Source organism: Paraburkholderia sp. BR14374, assembly GCF_040948685.1.
Taxonomy (GTDB): Bacteria; Pseudomonadota; Gammaproteobacteria; order Burkholderiales; family Burkholderiaceae; genus Paraburkholderia; species Paraburkholderia youngii.
In genome coordinates this window covers 35,317-53,657 of sequence record NZ_JBFPKF010000026.1, presented here as the reverse complement: position 1 = coordinate 53,657, position 18,341 = coordinate 35,317, and the positions used below count along the sequence as shown (strand labels likewise).

General features: G+C 61.8%; 19 protein-coding genes. 4 read left to right on the top strand and 15 right to left on the bottom strand.

Going from position 1 to position 18,341, the window contains the following annotated elements; genetic code table 11:
• Positions 1-24: 24 nt before the first annotated feature.
• The 4 genes from AB3X86_RS34045 to AB3X86_RS34030 all read right to left on the bottom strand — a co-directional run bounded on the left by AB3X86_RS34045 (position 25) and on the right by AB3X86_RS34030 (position 3,891).
• Complete coding sequence (locus AB3X86_RS34045; protein ID WP_368599358.1) at positions 25-1,467, bottom strand: exonuclease SbcCD subunit D; 1,443 nt, start codon at positions 1,465-1,467, stop codon at positions 25-27.
• An 89-nt stretch (positions 1,468-1,556) separates the two neighbouring features.
• On the bottom strand, positions 1,557-2,042 hold the full coding sequence (locus tag AB3X86_RS34040) for an NADAR family protein (RefSeq protein ID WP_368599357.1): 486 nt from the start codon (positions 2,040-2,042) through the stop codon (positions 1,557-1,559).
• 182 nt (positions 2,043-2,224) lie between these two features.
• Positions 2,225-3,628 carry a hypothetical protein gene (locus tag AB3X86_RS34035; RefSeq protein ID WP_368599356.1) on the bottom strand — a complete coding sequence of 468 codons (1,404 nt, stop codon included), beginning with the start codon at positions 3,626-3,628 and terminating at the stop codon, positions 2,225-2,227.
• Complete coding sequence (locus AB3X86_RS34030; RefSeq protein ID WP_368599355.1) at positions 3,625-3,891, bottom strand: hypothetical protein; 267 nt, start codon at positions 3,889-3,891, stop codon at positions 3,625-3,627. Before AB3X86_RS34030 ends, AB3X86_RS34035 begins: the two co-directional genes overlap by 4 nt.
• Before the next feature lie 633 nt (positions 3,892-4,524).
• Between AB3X86_RS34030 and AB3X86_RS34025 the strand changes: the two genes are divergently transcribed.
• From AB3X86_RS34025 to AB3X86_RS34010, 4 genes are read left to right on the top strand one after another with little or no spacing between them, the layout of a single operon-like run.
• Positions 4,525-5,148, top strand: coding sequence for a hypothetical protein (locus tag AB3X86_RS34025; protein ID WP_013094720.1), 624 nt, complete (start codon positions 4,525-4,527; stop codon positions 5,146-5,148).
• A 56-nt stretch (positions 5,149-5,204) separates the two neighbouring features.
• The gene (locus AB3X86_RS34020; RefSeq protein WP_368599354.1) at positions 5,205-6,077 is read left to right on the top strand and encodes a hypothetical protein; all 873 of its coding nucleotides are present in this window, start codon (positions 5,205-5,207) and stop codon (positions 6,075-6,077) included.
• A 12-nt stretch (positions 6,078-6,089) separates the two neighbouring features.
• Complete coding sequence (locus tag AB3X86_RS34015; protein WP_184251897.1) at positions 6,090-6,482, top strand: polymer-forming cytoskeletal protein; 393 nt, start codon at positions 6,090-6,092, stop codon at positions 6,480-6,482.
• Between the two features lie 40 nt (positions 6,483-6,522).
• Positions 6,523-7,035 carry a hypothetical protein gene (locus tag AB3X86_RS34010; RefSeq protein WP_184251896.1) on the top strand — a complete coding sequence of 171 codons (513 nt, stop codon included), beginning with the start codon at positions 6,523-6,525 and terminating at the stop codon, positions 7,033-7,035.
• 88 nt (positions 7,036-7,123) lie between these two features.
• Here the strand turns inward: AB3X86_RS34010 and AB3X86_RS34005 are convergent, their stop codons facing one another.
• From AB3X86_RS34005 to AB3X86_RS33955, 11 genes are all read right to left on the bottom strand, one after another.
• Positions 7,124-7,837, bottom strand: coding sequence for a hypothetical protein (locus AB3X86_RS34005; RefSeq protein ID WP_368599353.1), 714 nt, complete (start codon positions 7,835-7,837; stop codon positions 7,124-7,126).
• Positions 7,838-7,855: 18 nt separating this feature from the next.
• A complete protein-coding gene (locus tag AB3X86_RS34000; protein ID WP_368599352.1) occupies positions 7,856-9,562 on the bottom strand; it encodes an ATP-dependent helicase in 1,707 nt (568 codons plus the stop codon).
• Positions 9,563-9,575: 13 nt separating this feature from the next.
• Positions 9,576-10,463 carry an ATPase gene (locus tag AB3X86_RS33995; RefSeq protein ID WP_368599371.1) on the bottom strand — a complete coding sequence of 296 codons (888 nt, stop codon included), beginning with the start codon at positions 10,461-10,463 and terminating at the stop codon, positions 9,576-9,578.
• A gap of 589 nt (positions 10,464-11,052) precedes the next feature.
• A complete protein-coding gene (locus AB3X86_RS33990; protein ID WP_368599351.1) occupies positions 11,053-11,775 on the bottom strand; it encodes a hypothetical protein in 723 nt (240 codons plus the stop codon).
• Positions 11,776-12,028: 253 nt separating this feature from the next.
• Positions 12,029-12,634 carry a DUF4400 domain-containing protein gene (locus AB3X86_RS33985; RefSeq protein WP_368599350.1) on the bottom strand — a complete coding sequence of 202 codons (606 nt, stop codon included), beginning with the start codon at positions 12,632-12,634 and terminating at the stop codon, positions 12,029-12,031.
• Positions 12,624-12,839 (bottom strand): hypothetical protein, encoded by a 216-nt coding sequence (locus AB3X86_RS33980; protein WP_255208946.1) that lies wholly within the window; start codon positions 12,837-12,839, stop codon positions 12,624-12,626. The genes AB3X86_RS33985 and AB3X86_RS33980 overlap by 11 nt, the downstream gene beginning before the upstream one ends.
• Before the next feature lie 22 nt (positions 12,840-12,861).
• Positions 12,862-13,380 carry a hypothetical protein gene (locus AB3X86_RS33975; RefSeq protein ID WP_368599349.1) on the bottom strand — a complete coding sequence of 173 codons (519 nt, stop codon included), beginning with the start codon at positions 13,378-13,380 and terminating at the stop codon, positions 12,862-12,864.
• A gap of 10 nt (positions 13,381-13,390) precedes the next feature.
• Positions 13,391-15,262, bottom strand: a complete 1,872-nt coding sequence (traD, locus tag AB3X86_RS33970; RefSeq protein WP_368599348.1) for a conjugative transfer system coupling protein TraD — start codon at positions 15,260-15,262, stop codon at positions 13,391-13,393.
• The gene (locus tag AB3X86_RS33965) at positions 15,259-16,551 is read right to left on the bottom strand and encodes a TraI domain-containing protein (protein ID WP_368599347.1); all 1,293 of its coding nucleotides are present in this window, start codon (positions 16,549-16,551) and stop codon (positions 15,259-15,261) included. Before AB3X86_RS33965 ends, traD begins: the two co-directional genes overlap by 4 nt.
• Positions 16,548-17,588, bottom strand: a complete 1,041-nt coding sequence (locus AB3X86_RS33960; protein WP_368599346.1) for a type IV secretion system protein — start codon at positions 17,586-17,588, stop codon at positions 16,548-16,550. Before AB3X86_RS33960 ends, AB3X86_RS33965 begins: the two co-directional genes overlap by 4 nt.
• Positions 17,589-17,605: 17 nt before the next feature.
• Positions 17,606-18,340: a type VI secretion protein gene (locus tag AB3X86_RS33955; protein ID WP_368599345.1), complete on the bottom strand. Its 735-nt coding sequence runs from the start codon at positions 18,338-18,340 to the stop codon at positions 17,606-17,608.
• Between the last annotated feature and the right edge of the window lies 1 nt (position 18,341).

Below are 18,341 nucleotides of genomic sequence, written 5' to 3'. Positions count from 1 at the left end.
TACGGGCCACTCTCACCATGGCGGCTAGGCCGCAAACAGATCGTCGTTGAGCCAGTCGAGCGCCGCGGGTGTAACGGTCGCCTTCGTGTCAGTCCCGACCGGGGCGGCGGTGACTTCGTCCGTCGTCTCCAGCGATGCGGCGGGATGCGTGAGCACCGTGGCGAGCGCCGGCACTTCAGGCGGCGATTCAGGCGGCGATTCAGGCTGCGATTCAGGCTGCGATTCGGGCTGCGATTCGGGCCCGGAAGCAAGACTGGCGAGCACACCGGCCGCGATCGCTTCCACGTCGCCGGAGGCGAGCAGCTGCAACCGGTCCTGAAGCGGGCTGGCGTCCACGCTGGCCAGTTCGCACCAGCGTGCGAGCTTCCCCTCGACGGTCGTTTCCAGACTGATGCCCTGGGCACGGCTGCGAACCACCGGCAATACGCGCGACTCGACCTTCAGCCCCGCGGCGCCAGAAAACAGCGCCTTGATCGCTTCCCGATCGACTACCTGACGATGCTCTTCGTCCACCTGCCAGCGCACACGCACGAACTTGTCGGTCGCGTCCCCAGCGAGCTCCTGAAGCTTTGCCATGTCCGGTGGCCCGTCGAAGTCCATGCAGATCATCTGTCGCGAAGGCGTTGCGACGAGCGTTGCTGACGCGCTGCCCGGTTCAACGTCCCACGACAGATAGCCCTTGTCGCCCTCTTCACCGTAGTGAAACCGGCCAATCGAGCCCGGATACGCAACCAGCCTGCCATCGCGCTCCCACTGCTGCTCCTTGTGAATATGGCCCAGCATGAAGCCATCGCATTCGGCTTCGAACAACGCCGTGAGGGAGAACTCATGATCGAATCCCGCCATCGTGACGCCGTGCTCGGTCGTGCAGCCGTTGACCGTACCGTGCGAGACACCCACCGTGCGAATCCCCGCTGCGCAAAGCTGCCTGTTCACCCGGCCCGCCGCCGCCAGATATGCGGCGAGCACATCGCCCAGTCCCGTACCGGCCTCGAGCGCGCCAACGCTCGCAGCCAGTTGGCCCTTGTTGACCGTGGGCAGGCAGGTGAACACCACTTCGGGCATGACGCCGATGAACTGACGCAGTTCGTCATCCGAGAAGACTGGCCCCTTCGATGCCCAGAAACGCCCATCGACGAGCGCGACCTGAGATACGCGATCCGCGACATGGATCTGATGAACGCCGCCCATGAGGGCGAAGTTATCGAGCGTGCCCGGTGGCTCATGCGAGAACGTCCCCTGCAACATGAGCACAGGCATCGCGTTGGCGAGCCGGTGAATCTGGGTCGCGAGCGCGTGCAACGACGGCGCATGCGCATGCAGCCGGTGATCGGTCGAGTCGCCGGAAATCACGCCAACCTGAGCGCCGCGGTCGATCGCGTTGCCAACAGCAAAACTGAAGCAACGGTCGGACTCGGCCAGATTGTCGGGCGCGTAATGCAGGTCAGAAAAATGTGCGAACTTCACTTTCGCCTCCGGAAATGAAAAAGGCCGCCATACGGCAGCCAATATTTGAATGCGCGCCCGGATGGACGCAGGGAGAAAAGAGCTTTTCGTCAGTGCGCAGCGAGTGCGTCCCGAACCTTCATGAGCGCGATGCCCAGGAGGTTCTGTCCGCGCCATTGCGACTCATCGGTCAGACGTGGGTCACGTTCGCCAAGGCCGACGCCCCAGATACGGTCATAGGGACTGGCCTCAACCAGCACCGTCGGCGCCGTCGCCAGCAACACGGACCGTAGCTCATGGCTTTGCGCAAATTTCTCGCGGCAGCCAACGAAGACGATCGATTCGCGCCGCGCGACCCATATATCCAGATCGAAGTTGGCGACCTTGCGGCCGAGCTTCTTCTGTGTCATCGGATCAGTCGCCGCGAGAATCTTCGCGGCGGACGTCTCGTCATCAAACAGCTTTGCCTTCGCGTACATCATGAACTGTTCGACACACGTGAAAGAGACACCGTGGTAGGTGAAACGGCACGGATGCCAATTGCTCAATACATCGTCCGCGCCGAAAAACGCGGTGTAATTCCCGATCGTGCGCATCGGACGAACTCCTTTGTGAATAACAGGGAAATGGCCGCATCTAGCGGCATGGCTTCGATGCGCAAATGCGCGGTCGAAAACACTTGAGCAAACACCAGCTTGCTGAAATGTTCTCGCTACGGGTATGGAGAGAGCCAGCCCCGAAGGGCTGGCAGGAAGGTTGTGGAAAGGGATGAAAGCGGTCAGTCGAAGAACGTCGTCTGCCTGGTCGCTGCGATCTCGCGATCGAGTGCAGCGCGATCGGTCAGTGCCTTCTCCAGACGCTCGTTCATGCTGTCGACATCCTGTGGCCGCTCGACCCATCCACGTCCATAGGTGGTGTGCGCAAAGACCCGGAAATCTTCCTTCCGGTTTTCCGCGCCTAACCCGAGACGCTTCAGCAGGTCCGACATACGGTCCAGCTTGTCGGCGAGCGTTTCGACTGCATCGTCCGCGCTGGCGTCAGTTTGCGATGACGGCGGGTTCGATGCATGACCCGGTTCGGCACCGCTTGCAACCTGTACCGGCTGTTGCTGCCCGGATGCCTGTTGGTCTGCCATCGGGTCGCTGTGGTCGACAGAGCTCTCACCGCGTGTTCCCTCATCAGCAACGGCGACTGGAAAGCCACCGCCAAGGGGAACAACGTTGCCACCGGCCTCGAGCAGTGCGACAGCCTGGCCAGCCGCTTCGATTGCCGGCACCGCATCATCGGCGCCGTCGAGCAGCGCACCGATGTCGATGTCGGCGTCGAGAACGGTGAGCAGCTGCTTTGCCCGAACCGCTTCGCCGTTTTCGTTGATGCGCGTGATGTCGAACTCGCGCTTCGTGATCCAGAATCGCGTCCCGGTCAGTTTGCCTCTGGCAAGCTGCACGGTCTGCATGGCCGAATAAGCCTTCTGAAGCACGTAGATCGAATTCGTCGGCAACTCGATGAGGCCCAGCCCCTTGATGTCCGGCACAGCGAAGATGAAACTCGCTGACAGGTTGCAATGTCGCGCCTGATACTGCGGACACTGTTCGGGGTCACAGATGCCATCAGGAATCGCTTCATCCTGCCGCCGGATGACCGTGCGGCCGCCGAAGTGCCGAACCGCGCGTTGCGCCCGCTGATCCCGCTCCATCTTCGCGTACGTCATGCAATAGCGGATGCCATCGCGTTCGTACTGCGAGAAGAACTTGCGACCATTGGTGCCGTACACGGCCATCTGGTTGGGCAGGTTCTGCATCCAGTCGTTGAACGCGAACAGCACCGGAAAGCGGTAGAGCTTGATTCCCTCGCCACGATCCTCGCCATACAGCCTGAGGATTTCGTCGGCGACGTCGGGATTGGTGAAGTCCGAGCGGCGACACGTGAAATACGGTGTGTTTTTCGGCGCGAGCGCGTTTTTCAGGTTGCACTTCGATTCGATCACCTTGCCGATCGTGTCGAACGAATCACCCGCCGCAACCATGTCGTTGTAGATGTCAACGGCGCGACTGTTGGCTCGGGCTTTCGATGTGAGCACCTTGATGCCGGGCCGAATGTGTCCGATCACCGGCGGGCGCAAGGCCCGTTCTTCAACGACACTGCGCACAGGGCCGTTGAGCATGCTGGGAACTGCGTTCATGAGTGTTTTCTCGCAAGGAAAAAGATCGCTTTGGTGCGCAGCTCGCTGGCCGACTGCTCCAGTTCGTGCGCCGCCGCCTCGCCGCGGCGTTCAGCAACATGTGAAAGAAAAACGCGGCGCTCGGGATCGCTGAACGTCGCGAACCGTGCTACCTCGCACCGCGTGCGCCATGCTGGCGATGCGGTATCTGCAGATGCGCGTTCCTGGGCGATCGTGTCGCTGATCGCCTGGGCAATGCGCTGGTCAAGACGGTCGGGAAGCATGGAAGACCTCCGTACGGGACAGGAACTGAAGGACGAAAAAAAAGCGCGTTCCTCGGTCAGAGGAGCGCGCTTCGGGATTCGGATGAAATGACCCGAGCGCCACAACCCTTCTGGGGTCGTGGCGCTCAGGGAGCCGTGAGGCTCACAGTCGGGAACGTTAGGTCGTTCCCGCGCAGCATGGTCACGCTGCGCAACAGCCCATTTTCGGAAAATTCATTCCGCCGCAGGATCACGGTTCAGTCGACTACGATCGTTCTACCCAGACGGGCTCTGGAGAGAGAACACCCGAATGATCCGGGTCCGAACGATGTCGCGGCGCAAGTGAATGCGGCCGGCAACGAGTTTTATGACTGAATGAATGGGGAACGCGGGCTAGGCGCTCATCAGCAGAAGATTCCACACCAGTTGCCGGCTGGTCGGAGCATGCGCAGGGCACGACTTGGACAGAAGATGGACTCCGGGCTAGCCGGGTCAGTGTCGATGCGTCAGGGACGCGAGAAGTAGAGTCAGTATTGCCCAAAACGCTGCCGCAAATCCCCCGAAAGATCACGAAAACGGCATAGCTTTTGCCTGAATTCGTCAGAGGACTCGCGTTGACAATGGACGGTGAGAGAGACCACATCCGAATAGACCATGGCCGCAGTCCTTGAACTTTCCCCCGAGCCCGACCGGCAGCCGGAAGGCAACACCGGTCGTCCAGCGCTCAGTGTTGCCACACCTGCTTCCGAGGCACCCCCGTCAGCATCCGGTAGCGGCCTGAAGCCCATCGAACGCCTGACGAGCGACGGCCGCATTGAGCGGATCAATCCGGAGACCGATGCGAAAACGGTGCTTCGGTACAGCTCGCAGTTCGCCCGAAACTACATCAGGTCCGACTACAACTTCTGCGCGTCGAAGATTGCCGTCGCGCGCGGAGGCAAGGTCAAGGCTCTGGAGAAGGCGTTGCGCGACACCTCGAACTGGCTCGGCAAGACCGATGAATGGCTGGCCCGCCACGAAGCGCGTCGGCTCGAAATGCCGCACGAACTGATCGAACTGACTGTCACGCGTCCGCTCGCTGGTCTGCTGGTGCGATGCCTGACGCAGTATGACCGGATCTTTGTGCGATCCACCGAGCGGATGATCGAGCGAAAGATCACGGACCAGGATCGCGCAAACATTCTCGCGAACGCGGAGCGCCGGCTCAAACACATCGTACAGGTGTGCATGCCCGACAACGACCAGTACGACTTCGACGGCCAGCGCCGCGAAAGCTGACTGCTTCGACCTCTCACGCCTACTTCAGATCGCGGCCCACTTGACTTCGTGGCCGCATGGGTACGCTCAACTTGTCACCCTGTGAGGAACATATGGATCTACGGCAAATTCAGGCACTTCACGCCCAGTATTCGGGACAACCCGTCGTCATCGACATCACCCGCCACACCGCCGCGATGCCGGCGCCACCGGCACCCGAAGGCGGCAAATCCCTACGCTCCCAGGGTGCCGCAATGACCGCGGCGCTGCGCACGGCAAGACGCCCTGCCCTGATCGCTGTGGCCATTGCCGCGCTTGCTGGTCTGGCGGGGATGAGTGCAGCGCGGGTGTGGCACGCGACGCGCGAGAATATTCATCCGGCGCCGATCGCCGTGGCTCCGGCATCCGCTCAGGTTCCTGCTACTTCGCAATCCGTGGGCGACGGCACGATGCCGATCAATGCGGCGCCCGCGAAGCCATTGACCGCGAGTGACCTCGAAGTTCCAAAGGCAACCGGACCGTCCGGCCTCGCGAGCGTCGACGCACGTTCGCTCGCAATGCCGGCCGCGGCTGCGGGAACCGATCTTCGCGCGGCCACCCAATCCACCAATCCGGAACAGCGCGCCGCGGCCTCGCCGATCCACGCGCAACGCCCGACTGCGCCGGCACAGACAGCCCCGCTGGCGGTCACATCGCAGGCTCAGGCACCGGCACCGGCGCCATCGCCATCGCAGAGCGCGCCGACACCCACAACCGCGACTCCGACCACAACGGCGGCCGCGGCTCCGGCGGAGCAGTCGCATGGACCGGCCAGGCCAGCCTTGCGGCCATTGCACCACCTCACCCGTCACCAGCCGACGGCGAACGACGAGCCCGCTGCGCCGTCGACCACAACGCCCGCCCCGTCGAAAGCGCCCGCCGCGAAATCCGGCGACGTTCAACTGTTCTAGGAGCCAGCCCCCATGAAAACACAAGGTCCCAACGTCACCCTGCTTTGCGCGGGCCTGTCGGTTCACGGCAGCGTGATTCTCGATCACGGTCTGAGCCTTTTTGGCATCGTCGATGGTGACGTGGTCTCCAATACCGGCCTGCTGCACGTCGGTCAGGGCGGCATGGTCAAGGGGCAGGTTCAGGGCGAGCACGTCCGGATCGACGGCACGGTTGAAGGCGACGTGCACGCGCGCGGCATCCTCGAGATTAACGGTCGCGTGATAGGGAACGTCTACTACTACGGGACGATCCGTCTCGGCCCGCGTGCGTCCCTCGAAGGGCAGGTCAAGCGCAAGAGCGATCTGACAATAGAGAACGCGGCAAGCAACGTTCAACAGTTAGCACGCGCCGCATCCAGTGCCTGATGCGAGAGCGTACAAATATTTTCAACCAGGAGAATGAAGGATGCACAGTATCAGCAAGGTCTTCGGTCCTTTCCTCATTGCCGGCGCATTGATGGCCAGTGCCCAGGCCGAAACAGCACCCGTTCGTGAACAGCTGGACGCAGCGCTCTACAAGGACGGCGTTCAGATCGTGACTGGCACATCGGTCATTGGCAACAATGGTAAAGCCCCCTTTGTCATTTCGAACGGCGAGAACATCGCCTACGGTCATTGCACGAAGGACGGCAACACGACCACTCTTAGGAGCGAGAGCGCCTTTGTCGGCCGCGCCCTGTTTATCGCACCGGCCATGGTCGACGGGAACAAGGCGATGGTTTCGGTCAGCGTTCAGGACACGGAATTCGTCGGCAAGTCCGAAGACGGTCCAGCCGACTGTCGTTCCGAGGTCGTGAATACGAAGGGTCTCATCGTCGAAAAACGCAACGTGGTGGTCGCAGATGGCCAGACTATCGACGTGCCGCTCGGCGACGCACATTATCGCCTCGCGCTAAAACTTCACCACGCGGACCTGTAATTACCGGGCCACGATAGAACAAAGGGCGCTCCCGTCAGGGAAGCGCCCTATTTTTTTGCATGTGCGCCGGACCACGTCCGCGTCCACGTCATAGCGGTGCAGGAGCCCTATGGAAAAGCGCACGATAGCCCGGCAGGTTGATGAGAGACCGCTCCCGATCAACCGCCAGGCCGCGTGCCTCAAACCAGGTCGCGAGCCAGTCGATGGCTCTTTCGAGTGCGTGCTCGTTCGCCTCAGAGGCGAAGCGAAGTGCGTGGTGACCCAGCAACGCGGCATACTGCGCCGAATTGGCCAGAAAGAAAAACGGCGACGCGACACGGGCACGCTGCCACGCCAACGCGAACAGCTCCGCGATCTCGCTGGCCTCCAGTAACGGGACCTGATCCTCCCCGATGTCCGTCACCATCGCCAGATTCATCGGCGACACGAACTGCCGGTCGGGTCGCGCGCCAACTTTTGCGAACACCGGCCTGTTCTCCGCGTGCCAGGATTCCAGCGCGTCCGTTCCGACCCAGACTCGTGAGCGCAGGTTCTCGTTCAGCCATGTACGGCATTGCGGCTGGCTCACGAGCGAAAAGCCTGCGACGGCGAGCGGCGCCCAGTCATCGCGTCCGACGGCGAGGTAGGAGAAGTTGCCGTCGCTGTACGAATAGCAGAGGGCATCGAGACTTGCCCTGTCGAACTCAAAGGCCGATGCCCGGTGTCGATGCGGCGCAACCGCTGGCACGACGACCTGCGAGGCGGCGTCAACAGGCATGAGGGATGGGACAGGCACAAGCCTGCGGAGCAGTCGATCGAGCATGGAAACTCCAGATATTGATCAGCGTGCTTCCGATTCGATGACGAATCGCGACACGGGATTCTTCTTGATCGTGGCGATGACAAGGCTGTCGCGCGCCCGTGTCATCGCGACGTAGAACAGGCGCCGCTCCTCCGATTCGGTGCTTTTCTCGTCCGGTACGACACCCTCTTCGGCGCGCGTGATCCAGACGTGGTCCCACTCCAGCCCTTTCGAACTGTGCATCGTGGTCAGCACGAGCGCGCCGTCTGCGGGCTTGTTGTTGTCCCGTTTGAGATATTCGATCCGCTCGGCGAACGTGCCGTTCAGTCGCGACAGCACGTCGTACGTGCCCTGGATTGCGCGAATCGCCGGATCGGCCTTCGCATAGGTCATCATCAGTTCCAGCACGCCATCGAGCGCAAGCGAATAGAACTGGCGCTCACACATCAGTTGCCATTCGCCCAGGCGCTTCATGAACGCGCGGTAGGCGGTGGCCGTCTCTTCGGGCAGACCTAGCGCGACCAGATCCTTTTTCTGCCGTTGTACAAGCGCCGAGCCCATGTCGCGGTGCAATGAGCCCAGGTGCGCAGAATTCATTCCCATGTAGCCCAGGACCGCATCAAGCCCGTTCTGCTTGCGGCCTTCGACGATTTCGAGCAGATTGCACATGAGCGCGCCCTGCGGCCGGTTCAGTACCGAACTGCCGGACGCACGGAAGTACGGGACGCCGTGCGAGCGGCAAACCGCTTCGATCGGATCAAGGATACGGTTCGTGCGTGCAAGAATGGCGCACGACTTGCCGGACGCGAGCAGCGGTTGCAGGAATTCGACCGCGGCAATGGCGTCTGCATATTCGTCGTCGGACCGCTTCGTCGCGACCGAGCCGCCGGCGCCGCGTTCGGCCTGCAGCACCTTTGGAATGCGATCGGCGTTATGGCGGATCACCCGGTCGGCGGCCGAGAGGATTTCGCTGCGGCACCGGTAATTGCTGCCCAGCACGACCCGCTGCGCATTGAAGGATGCGGCGAAGCTCTCCATCCCGCGAAAGCCGAGCGCGGCGCGGAAGCCATAGATGCTCTGGTCATCGTCACCCACGACCGTCACCTGTGCCCCCGCTTTCGCATGAAGCTCGACCCACCGGTACTGCAACGGGTCAGTGTCCTGAAACTCGTCAACGAGCAGATCCGTGAAGCGGTACGGTTTGATATCGCCCGCCTCCATGCCTGCAACCGCGAGACGCAGCATGTCCTGGAAGTCGATCTTGCCGTTGCGCTCGAGCGCTGCCTGATAGGCCTCGTAGAGTTGCGCATCGGCGGTGCCGGCCTCGACACGACCAAAATTGGTCTTGATCCGCTCGATCACGGGCACGACTTCTTCCGGCTTCCATTCGAGGCCGAGTTCGGCGATGACACGGGTAATCAGGCCCATGCGATCGCCATCGGATGCGATGTCCCGCCGTTTTCCGCCGGGCTGGCCCAACTGCCGGAACGCCAGCGAGTGGAAGGTGCCGGCGATGAGCCGATTCTTTGCCTGGGCGCCCGCGAGCGCCAGGATGCGATCGCGCAGTTCCACCGCAGCGTCCTTGCTGAACGTGACGGCACCGACGATCGCGCCAGGCTGCGACAGGAGGAGCGCGGCCTTGGCGGCAATCGTCTTCGTCTTGCCCGCGCCCGGACACGCGATCGCGACGCAGTGCCGGCGGTGCTCGGCAACCTCGCGCTGCTGGGGATTCAGGCCGTCAAGCATGATTGCGTCGCGCCTAGCGGCCGCGGACCGTCGTCATCAGGCGCAGGTGGGTCATATACCCACGCACGCCAACCGGATGAAACTTGCGCAGGAAACGCGCCGTTTCCTCGTCGACGTCCGACTGGTCGCGAATGCCGTTCCAGACGAGAAAATCGAAGTTGTCCATCACCTTGTCGAACTTCATCAGCAGCGACAGCAGACGCATTGAGAAACGAGAATACGCCTCGACCTCGATGGCAAGCGACGGCTTCGTCACCGTCGGCGCGAACACGATGTCACCCTGGTCGCGCAGTTTCTGCTCGGTCTTCTCGCGGAAGTCCGTGGCCACGCCAAGCTGTTCATCGACATACGCTTCGAGTTCGGCAACCTGCTTCTCGAGCCAGGAAGTGACCGTGCCCTGATCCTCAGCGCCAAACGTCGAGCGGCCAAAGCGCTGCATGTTGATGCTCATGCGGTTCAGGTACGGCCACCACTGTTCGAACAGCGGCTTCAGGCGGGTGTGATTGAGCCGCACTGTCGCGGTCACTACTGCCGCGCCGGAAAGCTGGCGCGCCATCAGTTCACGGCCGATTTCCCGGCGGCGTCGCACGATCGCTGCGCGCTCGGCCGGAGACAGCTCGCGGAACAGCTTGCGCGCTCGGGCGACCTGCTCACGCTTTTCCTCGGCTTCTGACTCGCTGATCATCCCTTCCTTCTGAAGGGTGTTTGCCGCGTCTTCCATCTGTTGCAGCTCGAGTTCGACCTCGCCGCCGTCCGCGCCATCCGTCGTCGCATTCTGGTTTGCCGCCGACGCACTTGCGGCATCAGCACCGGTAGCCGGGTTTTCCGCTGCTGCAGGAATGTCGGTCGCCGACGGCTGGCTCAGGGCTTCAGGATTCGTCTCTTCGGAGATGGTGCTCATGTAGGGTGTCCTTTGGAAAGGTGCACGCGCACGCGCGCGGCATGTCCCTATTGTTGCGAGCCTCATCCCGCCCGGGCCGTCAAAACATGTGTGATTTGAAGCATCTTTCTGACCAGTTGATGAGCCGGACGGAGTTTTTGAGTTGCGTAGGCCGCGGCGCAACGGACGGGGCATTCGCCTTTTTGAACCGGATGGAGCGGCGGTCCCCACAGCGGGCGGAGGGGCAGACCGATCGTCTATGGCCGGCCCAGGAGCGGCCATTCGACACGGGGCCACAAATCGCGGACAATCGACCAGCCGCCCCCCACCACATCGCATGAATCATGAAGCAGCGTGTACGGATAAGGCTTGTTCAGAGGCAACAAGCACGGTGTCATGCGACCGGCAAGCCTGCAGCTGGAACGAAGGGATATTTGGAAGATGACTATCGGTCGCGACTTGCCGCTATCTACTATCAACACAAAGAGTTGTTCAAGCGATTAGAAGGCGCGTGAGCACGAGAAGCCCACATATGGGCCGCGTCCCGTCTCGTCACCACAGCGCCGACACGCCGCACGACCGTGCGGAAGAATGTCGAGACAAAGGCAGCCTATGCCGAAGCTTTCGGCATCGGTAGGCGCTCCGCAAACGCGCTCGAAGCGGTGTCAATAATCCTCCGGTAGTACTCTTTGACGTGCTTATCCCGCGCACCTGGGTGGAATGTCCTAAAACACTCGATGCCATTCGACCGGAAGTGCCAAAGAGCCTTTGGCTCAACCTTCACAGTCTCACGCTCCGGAAGCACAGCTTTCAAGGCGCGGTCGTACGTGTGGCCGCTACCGAAGATGATTAGATCTGGCTTAAGCAGTTCGATTTCAAACTTGCCGGCCGCCACCGAAAAATCAAACAAATGAGCAGAATGCCCGATCGAGGTCCGAGAGTAGCCGCGCTTCGGGCGGTGCCAGTCCATCTTCATCAGGTTGTTCCAGCAAACAGCCGCTCGATCGCCTCCTGCGAACGCATCAGCGAACCGCTTCCACTGCCGCAATAACTCACTATTACCGGTGCCACAGGCGTGTTGATTCTCATAGCGAGCCTTCGCGATGTCGATCCTGTCCGGACGCTCGTAGAAGGCTCCCAGCTTGCCACACCAACCGTTAGTTTCCTTCCCAATGAACATGACGCGGACGGGCGCATCGAGGTAAGCCTGCGACACGCTAAGGAGAAACGGCGCCGACAACTCGTGAAAATGTTGAATCAAGCCGGACTTGGCCGCGGCAAGCGCCCCTGCATAGTAAGTATCCAAGACCGCTTGAACATCGTGTTTGAGCATGGTTCCACCGGATGCTATGCCTTGGCGGCGGCCCAGCCCTTCGCCTTCAGCTTTAGATTCGACGGCAATTGTGGCATAAGTGGATCAGATGTCGGCTGAACGCACGGGCGTCCCCTGTGGCTTTCCGCGACAGTCTCTTCCGGGTCCGTCATGGGACACCCGGCGCGATTCGCCGCGCGACCGCGGCCGTCAGCCGGCTGACGGCCTTAACCTGAAATGATGCGGTTTTCCATATAGCTTTCGGGCTGGCCGATCACTGGTAGGACGACGCCGCGTGCCACAGAAGCGCACCGAGAACCGCGGCGATGGCGATCCAGCACGGAGCGAGCACCGGAATCGGGGCGACGAGGACCGCAAAGGCAACACCGAACACCAGCAGGATGCCATGGCCTGCCAGGTGAAACGACAGTGGACTGGCGAAGCCCGCCGCTGATGCCTTGATCTTGCGACGCATCGCGCCGTCGAAGAACGCCGCGACGCAGAAGATCAGCGTGCCGAAAATCCAGAGCTTCATGACGCTCGCGCGGTACACCAGCCGGTACAGCTCGCGCCAGAAGTTGTGGACCCAGGTGTGGGCGAACTCGGACACTCCCCCATCGCCAATATCGCCGCCTCCCGTCGCGTCGATGGTTGCGCGGACCAGACCCGTTTGCACGAACCACGCCTTGAACCGTTCGTTGGTCTTCTCGACCACTTCGTCGGCCCTCTCTGCACCGAGAATCGCTGCGACCGACTCCGCTTCCCCGGGCGGCACCAAGAACAGCGACGGCTCAGGAATGGCCGGCATGATGAACACGGCAAGCAACGGCACGAAGAAGAACCACCACTTGACGTGGGAGACGAACCGGCTACTGGCCATGGATGTGCATCCACCCGATCAGGAATGACCCGATCCGCACCAGAAGGTAGACCGGAAAGCCAACGAGCCCCGCGAGGCCAAGATAGAAATGCACAGGCCGCCGCGCCACAAAGAGCGCCAGTGCGAACGCCATCGCGTTCGGACCGCGCGAGAACTCGGCCGGTCGCCCGCCTTCAATCTCGTCGATCGCGCTGGCCGTCGACATCGCACGGCGCACGACGTCCGGTTCAACCCTCGATAGCTTCGCTATCAGAAAAGGCGTGAGCGACATCGTAGTCCTCGAAATAGAGTCGGAAGTTTTCGCCCGTCAGCGCGCGCGCGGCCAGCTGGAAGGCGGCCGAGCGCTGCGTGACCGATTCGGGGCAGCGCTCGTCGAACATGCCTGTTTCAAGCTTGCCGTAGCGTGCCTCGAACGTGGTCACCGGCTCGAACATCGGCGGCCAGACGTGATAGCGCTCGCCGTCAATCGCCACGTAACGGCGCGCGTACAGCAGGTGAGCGCGGGAGAATAGCCCCTGCATGAATGCGATGTGCGGGTTGCCCGTCTTGCGGGTGCGCTTGTAGGCGGCGAGCCCGCAGTCCAGCATCTCCTTGACGAGCGGCTCACTCTCGCCCATGAACTTCTCCCCGATGAAATCGGCCACGCGGGCGCAGGCGAGTTCAAGCTCCGGCGCCACCGTGAAGACGGGAATCAGGCGGGAGGACAGCTTGTGTTCGCGGATGATTTTTTTGAATACGGCAGACATGCGTAGGTTTTCAGCCTTGAAGGATGGGAATACGGCCCTGATAGACGGCGGCACCCGAAATGCGCATGAAGTACTGCAGGTTGGGCAGGCCGTGAATCAGACGGGTTGGGATCAGCGGAACCTTCTCCAGTTGAAGCGAACGTGAAACGGACCCGGTAAATTCACCGATATGCGCTTCGCTGCCCGTGCTCGTACTGCCTGTGAGCGTCAGGTTGCGAATCGCGGTCTCGCCGACCTTGTCGGAAAACCACTGCGCGGTATCGCTGTCTTCCAATCTTAGGATGATCTGGTTGTTCAGATTGCCCAAAACCTGCAGCATTTTGGCGGCGTTTCCGAGCCGCGCTTCCAGGTCCGCTCGCGCCTGGAATGCGACGAACGCCTTGAAGCCAGCGCCGCGCCCCTTGTTGAGAATCTGGATCACCTGCTCGTTGATCGCTTCTGCAATCTCGTCGATGATCAGCACCACTTCGGGCGGCGAATCGTAGAAGTTATAGATGGACCCGCACACCGCGGCCACGTCCGACAGGATCATCGACGCGATCGCTTTCTGCACGATGTTGTTCGACAACGAATCGAGGCCCATGTACAGGACGGCCTTCTGCTTGATGACCTTGTCGATATCCCAGATTTCGCGCTCGTCGTCGAAGTCATCCGCCTTGGGCGCGAGCATCAGGCCCGTCTCGCCCGTGGCGAGCATCTGCAGCAGCGGCAGCGCCGAGGCGATGATGCGCATGTAGTGCTCGCGGTCGTGCACGTGCGTGGCTATCAGCCCGTCGATCGCTTCGTTGCCTCGCTCCTGCGACGCGAACTGGGCGTTGTAAAGCCCGATCATCCCGTCGACGAGCGTGGCGGCATTGTTGCGCTGACCCTGCCGGGTCGTTTCGGTGGCGACCTGTTGCTCCCAGTCGAGCAGATTCTGTTCAACGAAGAAGCGCTTTAACGCCTTTTCGAGCAGCGACGTGATGCCCGACTGCGCATACTTGAGGATCGAGCGCAGGGTCGGCTTGTCGCCGATGTAGAGCTCGCCCTTCACGGCACGGTCGATGAACAGGAAAGCGAAGTCCCGGAACGGCCCCTCCTCCATCAGCTGGGCGATCCGGCTCGGGATTTCCGACGGCTGCGACCAGTTTTCGATCGGGTTCAGCCGGATCGACTCGGACGGCTTCGCCTGGTTGAAGTACAGGAACTTCCGGCCTGCGCGCTGGCATTCCTTCTCGACGCGCCGCTTCCACTCGGCGTCGTTCTTCGGGTCGACGATGATGAGCACGTCGCCGAGGTGAATGACCTGGGTGGAGATAACCTCATAGGTGCGGGTCTTGCCGGCGCCCGTCGTGCCGCCAACCAGGGTGTGACCGCCCATCGCCTTGTAGTGAAACGGCACCAGCGCCTTTTTCGGCTCCATGCCGTGAATCCACGACGAACCCTGCGGCATGCGATCGCGGATGCTGTCTTTCGGCGCGAACATGCCCTCGATGGCTTCTTCGATCCGGCGGCCGGTTTTCGTCCTGTTGAGCCAGCGCGGCAGACCAGGAATATCGGTCGTCGGCATGCGCAGGATGTCATGTGCGATCTGGCAATGCTTCTGCGTCCACTCGTAGCCGATGCCGAGATACATCGAATTCGCTTCGGTGCGCATCCGCTTCTGGATCTGAAGGAGCTTTCGCACCTCGAGCGTCGTCAGCCATTTGGTCGAGATAGCCATGCGGAAAGTCAGTGCGCGCCAGATCTGCATGGAACGCAGCGCCAGAAACGCAATTGCGACCAGTGCGAACGCCCAGCCATAGGGCATGCCCGAGATGGGCAACAGCACGATCGCCGCCAGCCAGAACACCGCTGCGCGAACTTCGTAGATTGGCCTGAAATGGTTGATGTAGCTGGTCACGCTGGGCTCGCGAGTATGAGTTGTCCCGCGCGCGGCGCGAGGGTGACTTCGGTTGGCGCATCGGCGACCATCAGGCTGCGCTTGCGCATGTGTTCAACAAGGGTGCTGGCGGCGATGCCGTAGCTGCCGATCAGCCGCTTGGGCACGACCAGCCCCTTTTCGGTCCATTGCACGGCCGCCTTGCCACTGGCGACGTCTTCACTGAGTGCCTGAAAAAATTCGCGCACGGACCCGGGCACGCCCTTGAGGACTTCATCGAACGCCGACGCGTTCGACGCCTTCGGTTGACTCGCCGTCGTTGATAGTGGGCGCATGGCGGTCGGATCGACCGCGGCGGACACTGGTGCCCGCGACGGCACAACTGGCGTATCCGCAGGCGTGGCGGACAGAATTTCGCCCGTCGACGGTTCGACGGTCATGCCTGCCGGTGTCACAACAGCCGCCGCCTGCGCTTCCGTCGGACCGGGGGAAGCCGACGTTGGGGGCGGATTGTGTGGTGCTGCCGCGCTCGCACCTGGTACCGGTGCTCCCGGCGATGACACTGGCTCCAGCTCGGCCGCGACGTGGACGGCCGATGGCACAGCAAACTGCACCGGTGCGAATACACCACGCTGCGCCTTGCGGTCAAACTCGTCGGCCGTGCTCACGCCCTGGCGGACCACCTTGTGCAGCAGCGATTCGGCCTCGATCGGCCGCATGTTCGGATTGATTGCGCCAAAGAGTTCGGCGAGCACTTCGGCGTCGAGACCGGCGAGCAGTTCGGAGCCCACCAGCATCTGGGCCAGCATGCCGGTACGCATCCGTTCGACCGGCAGCGGGTTTTCGCGCCGCGCGAGGCGATATGACGATCCGGCCAGCCAAGGGCCGAATGCTCCGTGAACCGGCGGATTCCACAGGACACGGTCGCTGGCACGCTCACTGGCGAAGTGCCGGTACGGTTCATCGAGCCGCGAGCACACGGCGGCCAGAAACACCGCATAGTTGTACTGCGACTCGATGCGCCTGCGCTTTTCTGAAGGCAGATTGGTGCCGAACTTCTGGCCGCCAGCGAGCCGCATGGCGTAGAACGCGGTCTCGATCGTGGCGCGGAAGGCGCCGCCCGGTTCGCGGTACAGATCCGGGCTCAACGGCAACGACGAGAACCACGACGCGCAGGCGCGCAGAACGGCGAGCCACTTGCGCTCCAGCTCGCTCTGGCTGGCTTCGTTCGCACACTGCGCAATCAGGTCCACGCGACGCTGATACTCGCCGAGCAGCGCGTCCCCGGTCATAGGCGTATGCGCGGTCATAGCAGCGGCTTCGCGAGTTTGGCCAGCGCCCCGCCGGTTGCGCCCGTCCCGCCCCCGAACATTCCGGCGATTTTGGGAATCTCGAACGACACCAGGAACACGAAAAACGCGAGGTCAAATACGTAGCCGGCCGACAGTGAAGTGGTCAGTCCCGCGCTGGCCGCGTCCTTGACTGCGTTGACGAGAGTACCCGTGACGAGCTTCATCATGATGGCGGCCACGACCATATACATGCCCGCGGTGATCATGAAGTCGAGCCATGACTTGAAGTAGCTCCGTGTGAATGACGAAAATCCGAGCGCAAAGGCGATCTGGCCCATCACCGCGCCGCACGCGAACTGCAACTGCCCCACGTTGATGTAGAACACGAAGACGATCGCCGTAATCGACAGGACGAGCCACGCAAGCAGGAGCGGAATAACGCCGATCAGCACCGAGATGTACTCGGTCCATGCGGCACCCTTGAAAGCCTTGATGACCGAGTCGAAAAGCTGGCTGGCGGCATTGCCGATGATGCTGACCGAACTGCCCATGGTCGTGCCACCGGCAATCTCGGACGACAGTGTCACGAACCACTTGTAGAAGGATGGCACCCAGGTCGCATATCCGATGTAGAAGGAGGCAAAAATGCCGAGCATCCCCAGTTCCTCGAACAGCGCGACCCACGCCATGACGGGGTCCTTCGTGGCAGCGAAGCGGATCGCGGCCAGCACGATGGTGATGACCGCAAGGCCACTGGCGAACTTGTCCGATTCGTGGCTGATGCTCTGGCTTGCATCAGCGGCGGCATTGACCACCGAGGCAAACATCGCGTTGAGCGTCGCCATCGCGTTCTTATTGGCCTGCCCGAGTTCTCCTGGCTTGACGAGCGACGCAGCCGTGGCACCCGAGCTCGACGGACTGGGCGTGTTGGAAGCGGGCACCACGGTGCCGTCCGGCAGGGTCGTAGGTTCGTCTGCGATCGCAACCCCTGGACACGCGAACACACACAGCGGCACCAGCACCGTCAGAAAAAGCCGGTTCAGATAGCGAAGCATGTTCAGCCCTGCCCGCATCAGAAGCCATAGGACGCGCGTTCTGCGTCCTGTTGATCCAGGAAGCTTTTCGCGGCGGCTGAGCGGTTCTTGTCATCCTCGTTGGCAATCGACTGCTTCTGTGCATCCTGCTGCTGTTTGCCGGCCGTCATCTGGATCAGGTCACTCATCTGGCTCGATACGATGTCCAGATAATGCGTCGTCATCTCAGCGGTTGCCTGTTGCGTCGGCGTGAGCGACATCTGCGACTGCAGTTCCTGGCGGCGTTTGGCCAGCGTCTGGGCATGCACCATGACGTCATTGCCTGTCTGAAAGAGGCGCGTGGCCTCACTGTCACGCTGGTTGTAGAGCGTTGCCATGTCGGAGAACCACTGGTCATTCGACTTGCCCGAGCGGGAAATCAGCGTCTGCACGTGGTTGATCCACTGACTGCCCTCGTTGAGGTCACCGTACATCTCGGTCAGGGTGCTTTTGAGCTGCGTGAACTTGCTGATGTCGCCGGTAATCTGGTCATACTGCGCCTTCATGGCAGACGGGTCGAGGTTCGTCGCCTGCAGCAGCTGGTTTGCCATCATCTGGTACTGATAGACGATGTTGCTGTCCTGATAGATCTCGGTCTTCACGGCCTTCGCCGCAGTGATGATGTTCTGCGCGAGATTGGACGCGTCAATGACGGGCAGCACGGCGTACGCAGCGTGCGACATACCGAGCATCAGGCCTGCGGCGAGCGTCAGGCGGCCAAGGATCATTTTCATC

Coding starts and splice junctions, on each gene's coding strand:
- AB3X86_RS34040 (WP_368599357.1), bottom strand. CDS start 2,042: ATGCGCACGATCGGGAATTACACCGCGTTTTTCGGCGCGGACGATGTA.
- AB3X86_RS34035 (WP_368599356.1), bottom strand. CDS start 3,628: ATGAACGCAGTTCCCAGCATGCTCAACGGCCCTGTGCGCAGTGTCGTT.
- AB3X86_RS34030 (WP_368599355.1), bottom strand. CDS start 3,891: ATGCTTCCCGACCGTCTTGACCAGCGCATTGCCCAGGCGATCAGCGAC.
- AB3X86_RS34025 (WP_013094720.1), top strand. CDS start 4,525: ATGGCCGCAGTCCTTGAACTTTCCCCCGAGCCCGACCGGCAGCCGGAA.
- AB3X86_RS34020 (WP_368599354.1), top strand. CDS start 5,205: ATGGGTACGCTCAACTTGTCACCCTGTGAGGAACATATGGATCTACGG.
- AB3X86_RS34015 (WP_184251897.1), top strand. CDS start 6,090: ATGAAAACACAAGGTCCCAACGTCACCCTGCTTTGCGCGGGCCTGTCG.
- AB3X86_RS34010 (WP_184251896.1), top strand. CDS start 6,523: ATGCACAGTATCAGCAAGGTCTTCGGTCCTTTCCTCATTGCCGGCGCA.
- AB3X86_RS34005 (WP_368599353.1), bottom strand. CDS start 7,837: ATGCTCGATCGACTGCTCCGCAGGCTTGTGCCTGTCCCATCCCTCATG.
- AB3X86_RS34000 (WP_368599352.1), bottom strand. CDS start 9,562: ATGCTTGACGGCCTGAATCCCCAGCAGCGCGAGGTTGCCGAGCACCGC.
- AB3X86_RS33995 (WP_368599371.1), bottom strand. CDS start 10,463: ATGAGCACCATCTCCGAAGAGACGAATCCTGAAGCCCTGAGCCAGCCG.
- AB3X86_RS33990 (WP_368599351.1), bottom strand. CDS start 11,775: ATGCTCAAACACGATGTTCAAGCGGTCTTGGATACTTACTATGCAGGG.
- AB3X86_RS33985 (WP_368599350.1), bottom strand. CDS start 12,634: ATGGCCAGTAGCCGGTTCGTCTCCCACGTCAAGTGGTGGTTCTTCTTC.
- AB3X86_RS33980 (WP_255208946.1), bottom strand. CDS start 12,839: ATGTCGACGGCCAGCGCGATCGACGAGATTGAAGGCGGGCGACCGGCC.
- AB3X86_RS33975 (WP_368599349.1), bottom strand. CDS start 13,380: ATGTCTGCCGTATTCAAAAAAATCATCCGCGAACACAAGCTGTCCTCC.
- AB3X86_RS33965 (WP_368599347.1), bottom strand. CDS start 16,551: ATGACCGCGCATACGCCTATGACCGGGGACGCGCTGCTCGGCGAGTAT.
- AB3X86_RS33960 (WP_368599346.1), bottom strand. CDS start 17,588: ATGCTTCGCTATCTGAACCGGCTTTTTCTGACGGTGCTGGTGCCGCTG.
- AB3X86_RS33955 (WP_368599345.1), bottom strand. CDS start 18,340: ATGAAAATGATCCTTGGCCGCCTGACGCTCGCCGCAGGCCTGATGCTC.